Raw genomic sequence first — 6,032 nt, 5'->3', positions numbered from 1 at the left:
GGGCCGCCGCCGGGGCACCGGCTCCCCGGGGGCTCCGGGGCGGCGACGGGACTCACGTGGGCCCGGTGACCCCCTGCGGGCTCAGGCCCGCTTCGGCCGGCTCTGCGTCAGCGCCGCGCCCACCAGGACGATCAAGGCGCCCACCGGGGTGTTCCAGGCCAGGTGCTCGTCGAGCAGCGCCACGCCCGCCGCCGTCGCGATGACCGGGATGAAGTACGTGACCATCTGCGCCGTCGTCGGCCCGACCTCCGCCACCAGCCCGTACTGGATGAGCAGCGCCAGCCCCGTGCCGAGGACGCCGAGCGCGATCACGGCGAGCAGGGGCACGAGCGGGAACGAGTCCGGCACCGTGGTGAACAGCGGCGTGACGACGGCGAGTTGGACGGTCGCCAGCCCCAGCTGGGCACCCGTCAGCGAGAGGTTGGAGTGGCTGGAGCCGGCCAGGGTGCGGCGTACGTAGATCCAGCCGATCGGATAGCTGAGCGAGGCGAGCAGTGCCATGGCCGTGCCGGAGAAGTCGAGTCCCGAGAACCCCTGCCAGGCACCGAGAACGGTGAGGACACCGAGGAACCCGATACCGAGACCCGCGACGCGGCGCCGGGTCGGCCGGTCCTCGGACAGTGCGACGAGGGAGAGCGCCATGCCCCACAGCGGCGAGGTGGCGTTGCAGATGCCGGCGAGCGTCGAGGGGATCGTGAGCTCGGAATAGGCGAAGAGCGAGAACGGCAGCGCGTTGAGCAGGAAGGCCGCGACCGTCAGGTGACCCCAGGTGCGCAGGCCGCTCGGCAGCCGGTCACGGCGGACCGCCATCGCGACGGCGAGCACCGCCGTACCGAAGAAGAGGCGGCCGAAGGTGACCTGGAACGGCGCGTAGGCCCCCGTGCCCACCTTGATGAGAAGGAAGCTGAAGCCCCACACGGCGGAGAGCACCGCGAAGCGGATGCGCCAGTCGACGGCCCGGCGGGGCGGGCGGACGGCGGGGGCGGACCCGGCGGGGGCGGTCGCGGGCGGAGCCGGGGGAAGGGTGTGGGCGCGGGCCTCGTCGGCCTCGGTCGTTGCGCTGCTCATGGCCCCACGATCGCGCCTCGCACCTCTTAGGACAAGCGAGATTTTCTCGACCTCTTCCCTTAGCATTGCTTACATGTTGAACCTGGAGCGACTGCGCACCCTGGACGCGCTGGCCCGGCACGGCTCCGTCAGCGCCGCCGCCGACGGGCTGCACGTCACCACCTCGGCCGTCTCCCAGCAGATGGCGAAGCTGGAGCGGGAGGTCGGGCAGCAGCTGCTGGCCAAGAACGGGCGCGGCGTGCGACTCACCGACGCCGGTCGACTCCTCGCCGACCATGCCGCGCGCATCCTCTCCCAGGTCGAGCTCGCCCAGTCCGACATCGAGGCACGGCGAGGGCAGGCGGTCGGCGAGGTCAGGATCGGGGCGTTCCCCACGGCGGCCCGCGGTCTGTTCCCGGCCGCGGTGTCCACTCTGCGCCGGGACCACCCGGAACTGCGGGTGCTCTCCACGGAGTTGGAACCCGAGGCCGGTGTCAGGGGGGTCATCCGCGGGGACCTCGACCTCGCCGTGGTGCTCGACTGGAGCAACAAGCGGCTTCCCGTCCCCGGCGGTCTGGCGCAGGCTCAACTGCTCGACGACGTGCCCGATGTCGCGATGCCCGCGAGTCATCCGCTGGCGGACCGCGGGGAGGTCGACCTCGAGGACTTCGCCGACGACGAGTGGGTGTCCTGGCCGGAGGGCGAGTTCTGCCACGAGTGGCTGATGTTCACCCTGCGCTCCAAGGGTTTCGAACCCCGGATCGGGCACAGGGCAGGCGAACACCACACCCAGCTCGCCCTGATCGCCGCCGGGCTGGGCGTCTGCGTGGCGCCCCGGCTCGGCCGGGGGCCGGTGCCCGAGGGTGTCGCGCTCGTCCCCGTACGGCAGCGGATGCGCCGCCACGTCTACGCGGTGTGGCGCACCGACGCCGACCGCAGGCCCTCCATCAGGGCGGCGGTGGAGGCGCTGCGCGCCGCCGCCGGGCCGGTCGAGGAGTCAGAGAGCTGACAGCTTGCGGAAGTCCCACGACGCGACCGCGTCCGGGGTGAGCCGCAGCCAGGCGTGCCGGCCGTCGTGGGGCATCTCGTCGAGCCCGAAGTTCTTGCGGGCGAACAGGGCTTCCGGTACGGCAAGTTCGGGGCAGGGCTCACCGGTCCGCGGGGCCTCGCCCACGAACACGGCCGTGCCGGACAGTTCGACGCCCCGCAGCTCCCCGTATTCCTCGCCGGCGTCGACGACCACGGCGAGCCGCGGATCGCGGCGCAGCTCCGCCCAGCGCCTGCTGCGGGTGAGGGAGTAGAGCCACAGCGACGTGCCGTCCCAGGCGAACCACAGCGCGCTGACGTGCGGCCGCCCGTCGGGCGACACCGTGGCCACCCGGCACGTCCGCTGCTGGGTCAGGAACGCGTCCAGCTCCGCGGGGGTCATCATGATGCGACGGCCCCGGCGCTGTATGGCGGTCATGTGCGGCCTCCCCGGCAACGGCTGACACGGCGGATCCGTGACTGACGATTCGTCAGAAATGTTGTCCGGTCAGCATGGAGGCTCTTCCCCTCGTGCGCAACGGCGGCTACCGTCGCGCCTCCCGCGCCGAAAGGCCGGGACACCGAGGAGGAGCCGCGTGTCATCCTTCCATCAGCTCGCGGAGCAGCTCGAGGCGCCCACCACCGCACTCATCACCGTCGAATGCCAGCAGGGCGTCGTCGGCGAGGACAGCGCCCTGCCGGAACTCGCCGCGGCTGCGGTCTCCTCCGGCGCCCTCCGCAACGTCGCGCGGCTGGTCGCCGCCGCCCATGACGCCGGAGTGCAGGTGCTGCACGCGATCGCCGAGCAGCGGCCCGACGGCAGAGGGTCCAACCGGAACGCGCGGCTGTTCAGGGCCGCCGCCCGTCTGCCCGTCCAGCAGCACAGTGGCTCCGCGGCGGTGCGTATCGCCCCGCCGATCGACGTGGCGCCCGAGGACATCGTCGTACGAAGACTCCATGGACTGTCGCCGCTGGCCGGCACGGACGTCGACCCGATCCTGCGCAACCTCGGCTGCCGCACCCTCGTCGTCACTGGGGTGTCCGCGAACGTGGCGGTGCCCAACGCCGTCTTCGACGCCGTGAACCTCGGCTACACCGCCGTCGTCGTGGCGGACGCCATCGCGGGAGTGCCCGCCGAGTACACCCCCGCGATGATCCGCAACACCCTGTCACTGGTGGCGACGATCGCCACCACCGACGAGGTGGTCTCCTGCTGGAAGGACCGGCGCCGCGTCACGCGAGCTTGATCGAGTCACCCTCCACCGTGATCGCGGCGGGCGGCAGCGGCTTCGTCGCGGGACCTGCCTTGACGCTGCCGTCCGCGGCGTCGAACCGGCTGTTGTGGCAGGGGCAGTTGATGGTGCCGTCCGAGATGCCCGACACCGCGCAGCCCTGATGCGTGCACTTGGACGAGAAGGCCTTGAACTCACCCGCGACCGGCTGCGTGATCACCACGTCGCCGACGATCTTGCCGCCGCCTTCCGGGATGTCGGAGGTCTTGGCGATCACCGTGCCGCCGCCCGCGCCACCCCCGTCGGCGCCTCCCGAGGAGGCGCCCTCGCCGGCCGGCTTGTCCGACACGGACTGCGGCGGGTCGTCCGAGCCTCCGCACGCCGTCAGGGCGACGGAGAGACCGGCGCCACCCACGGCGGCGACGACGGTACGGCGCGCCACGGTCCGGGCGGTCCCCTGCGTTCCGGTCATGCTGGCTCCCTCGTCTCGTCCGGCCCCGGTACCGGCCGGTTCGTGCTGTTGTACGCGCCGAGGGGCCGCGACGTTCAAGGAATCACGAATTTCTCAGGGGGCTGGTCACGGCGCAGTTCCGCTGCGAGGTCCGGTTTCGGGGGTCGTTCACGCCGCTGCTGGGGACGGCTCGGGATCGGCGGACGTCGCAAGATCGAGGTCCAGGGCGGTCGGCGGAAGGAACTGCAGAGCTGACGCCGTTGCCGGGTGGCTCGTGCGGGGTCAGCGCTCACGGTCGCGATCACCGCTCATAGTAGAGATCGATGCTCTCGACCGAGAGTGAAGCTTGCAGCGGGTGGAAGAACGACTCGGGTCCTGGGTCGAAGGGCCTCAGGGCCCGAGTCATGCCGACAGGCCGGATTGCAGGACCGTCGGCCGAGGCGCTGCCTCGGTGCAGAGCCTCGCGCGGCGGCGGTCTGGTGCGGCCGGTGGTGCGGCTTTCTGATGCCCGGCCTGTGTGCCCGCGCCCTGCGATTCGTGCGCCGATCCGTGAGTCCTGCTCAGATCCCTGCCGGGGGAGCCGGTGCCGGGGACCGGCCCGGCAGCCAGGCGGGCCTTCTGCGGGGTGCCGGGGCGGGGTCGGCGCAACCGGATCCGGCCGGCGCGAGCAGGTGGTGGCTCACGGCCGTGCGTACGGTGGCCGCCGTCGCCTGGGGTACGCGGTCCGAGACGGCGACACGGGCGAACGGCGACGCCGCCGGACGGAGGTCGACGCGCGCCACGGGGCCCCGACGGGGGCGGATCGCGACGAAGTCCCGCACCTCCGCCTGCTCGCTCACGTTGCGCACGCCGAGATGCAACAGGTCGCCGATCCACACGCCCCGGGAGGGCTCGCCGCGTACCGCGCGCCGCCAGTCGCGTTCCACGGTCACCTTCTCCACTGCCGCGAGCGGCACCCGGACGTCCGTGTGCCGTGCGGTGATCTTCTCCCACCAGGTCAGTTCGACGATGAGCTCCTCGCCCCTGACTGCAAGGCGGGCCATGGCGCTGCACCTCCTTCGTGACGTGTTCTCGGTCAGAGCCGTACTGCTGTCTGCGCGGGCTTCGCCGGTCGGATCACCGCGGAACGCGAGGCTCGCCGCTGCTTTCCTCCGCCGGCGGCCCCAGTGGTTCCGGCTGGACGTGCGCGGACGACCCGAGGAGGCGTGCCCCGTGCCGCTCCGAGCGGTGCCCGGACGCGTCGGTGATCCTCAACCGCGGTGTCTGGGCCGCCCCCGGGGGCGTAGGGACGGGCCGCCGCGCCAGGATGCGGCCCACCCATCGGCGGCCGCAGATGGGACACGGCGGTGCGCCCGCGGGTGTGTACGGGGAGGCCACCGGGGTGCCGTCACGGGAGAAGTACTCCCACTGCCCGCCCTGGTCGTCGCGGTACTGCTGGACGTCGTAGTCGGCGCTCCACTGGTGCCAGCACTTGCCGCAGGTGAACTCCACGCGCTCGACTGCCATCTCGGTGATCACGTCGTCCACCTCCATCCCGTCGGATGCGGCCTGCAGCTTCCATATTAGGTATCTCCGCAGGAACAGCCTTGACAACACCCGACTCAAGTTTTATGTACATATTTGTCGAGGATCAGCCCGGTTCAGGGTGCTGCCGCCCCGCTGGGAAAGGAGGTGGGCGAGATGCCGGGGCCGTATCCCTCCCGTGACCATTACACGGTGCTCGGCGTCGAACCGTCCGCGACGCCCCGCCAGATCACCACGGCGTACCGCCGGCAGGTCCGGGCCCTGCACCCGGACTCCAGCCCGGACGGAGCGACGCGGCTCGAGGAGCTCGCCGCCGTCGTGGCGGCGTACGCCATCCTCCGTGACCCGGAGCTGCGGCAGCGCTACGACGACGACCGCCACCGCGAACGGGCCTCCGGCGCCCGGCGGATCCCGGTGACGGTCGACCGGGCGCCCGGCCCTCCGACCCGTACGCGACCCGCCGGACCTCCGCCGGCAGAGCCGCCGGTGGTCCTGGGAGGCGCGCTGCGGGGGCCGAGCGTGCGCGCGGGCCCTGTCCGGGTACACGTTCTTCCGCAGGAGGCCCCGTACTCCTCGGATCCGCTGACCCTGCTGCTGCGATGGGCCATGGACGTGGACCCGTGGCAGTGGCCGTGAACCGCCGTCTCCGCACGAGCGGTGGTGCGGTGCCCACCGCGGTCGGACCTCCGGCGCGGCGCGCCCCCCGCGGGCGCGCCGACGAGCCAGTGCAGGCAGGAGAGCTGAGATGACCC

At 72.2% G+C, this 6,032-nt stretch carries 8 protein-coding genes; 3 read left to right on the top strand and 5 right to left on the bottom strand.

Going from position 1 to position 6,032, the window contains the following annotated elements; translation table 11 throughout:
* Nucleotides 1–81: 81 nt before the first annotated feature.
* Nucleotides 82–1,068 carry a DMT family transporter gene (locus ACWGH4_RS29360; protein WP_453466251.1) on the bottom strand — a complete coding sequence of 329 codons (987 nt, stop codon included), beginning with the start codon at nt 1,066–1,068 and terminating at the stop codon, nt 82–84.
* A 73-nt stretch (nt 1,069–1,141) separates the two neighbouring features.
* Between ACWGH4_RS29360 and ACWGH4_RS29355 the strand changes: the two genes are divergently transcribed.
* Complete coding sequence (locus tag ACWGH4_RS29355; RefSeq protein WP_453466249.1) at nt 1,142–2,056, top strand: LysR family transcriptional regulator; 915 nt, start codon at nt 1,142–1,144, stop codon at nt 2,054–2,056.
* Here the strand turns inward: ACWGH4_RS29355 and ACWGH4_RS29350 are convergent.
* Nucleotides 2,045–2,512: a pyridoxamine 5'-phosphate oxidase family protein gene (locus ACWGH4_RS29350; protein ID WP_453466247.1), complete on the bottom strand. Its 468-nt coding sequence runs from the start codon at nt 2,510–2,512 to the stop codon at nt 2,045–2,047. The two genes, ACWGH4_RS29355 and ACWGH4_RS29350, sit on opposite strands and share 12 nt — an antisense overlap.
* 157 nt (nt 2,513–2,669) lie before the next feature.
* Between ACWGH4_RS29350 and ACWGH4_RS29345 the strand changes: the two genes are divergently transcribed.
* Nucleotides 2,670–3,320, top strand: coding sequence for a cysteine hydrolase (locus ACWGH4_RS29345; RefSeq protein ID WP_453466245.1), 651 nt, complete (start codon nt 2,670–2,672; stop codon nt 3,318–3,320).
* On the opposite strand, the gene ACWGH4_RS29340 is transcribed toward ACWGH4_RS29345, so the two are convergent.
* The 3 genes from ACWGH4_RS29340 to ACWGH4_RS29330 form a co-directional block, all read right to left on the bottom strand.
* Nucleotides 3,307–3,777, bottom strand: a complete 471-nt coding sequence (locus tag ACWGH4_RS29340) for a Rieske (2Fe-2S) protein (protein ID WP_453466243.1) — start codon at nt 3,775–3,777, stop codon at nt 3,307–3,309. The two genes, ACWGH4_RS29345 and ACWGH4_RS29340, sit on opposite strands and share 14 nt — an antisense overlap.
* A gap of 539 nt (nt 3,778–4,316) precedes the next feature.
* Nucleotides 4,317–4,799, bottom strand: coding sequence for a hypothetical protein (locus ACWGH4_RS29335; protein WP_453466241.1), 483 nt, complete (start codon nt 4,797–4,799; stop codon nt 4,317–4,319).
* Between the two features lie 73 nt (nt 4,800–4,872).
* The gene (locus ACWGH4_RS29330; RefSeq protein ID WP_453466239.1) at nt 4,873–5,274 is read right to left on the bottom strand and encodes a hypothetical protein; all 402 of its coding nucleotides are present in this window, start codon (nt 5,272–5,274) and stop codon (nt 4,873–4,875) included.
* 162 nt (nt 5,275–5,436) lie between these two features.
* On the opposite strand from ACWGH4_RS29330, the gene ACWGH4_RS29325 reads away from it, so the two are divergent.
* The gene (locus ACWGH4_RS29325; protein ID WP_453466237.1) at nt 5,437–5,916 is read left to right on the top strand and encodes a J domain-containing protein; all 480 of its coding nucleotides are present in this window, start codon (nt 5,437–5,439) and stop codon (nt 5,914–5,916) included.
* Nucleotides 5,917–6,032: the final 116 nt, after the last annotated feature.

This window comes from Streptomyces sp. NPDC054847 (assembly GCF_053610925.1).
This window is presented reverse-complemented; position numbering and strand designations above follow the sequence as displayed.

What these genes read in the sequence shown, in the direction of transcription:
- ACWGH4_RS29360 (WP_453466251.1), bottom strand. Translation starts at nt 1,068, where the DNA reads ATGAGCAGCGCAACGACCGAGGCCGACGAGGCCCGCGCCCACACCCTT.
- ACWGH4_RS29335 (WP_453466241.1), bottom strand. Translation starts at nt 4,799, where the DNA reads ATGGCCCGCCTTGCAGTCAGGGGCGAGGAGCTCATCGTCGAACTGACC.
- ACWGH4_RS29325 (WP_453466237.1), top strand. Translation starts at nt 5,437, where the DNA reads ATGCCGGGGCCGTATCCCTCCCGTGACCATTACACGGTGCTCGGCGTC.
- ACWGH4_RS29355 (WP_453466249.1), top strand. Translation starts at nt 1,142, where the DNA reads ATGTTGAACCTGGAGCGACTGCGCACCCTGGACGCGCTGGCCCGGCAC.
- ACWGH4_RS29340 (WP_453466243.1), bottom strand. Translation starts at nt 3,777, where the DNA reads ATGACCGGAACGCAGGGGACCGCCCGGACCGTGGCGCGCCGTACCGTC.
- ACWGH4_RS29350 (WP_453466247.1), bottom strand. Translation starts at nt 2,512, where the DNA reads ATGACCGCCATACAGCGCCGGGGCCGTCGCATCATGATGACCCCCGCG.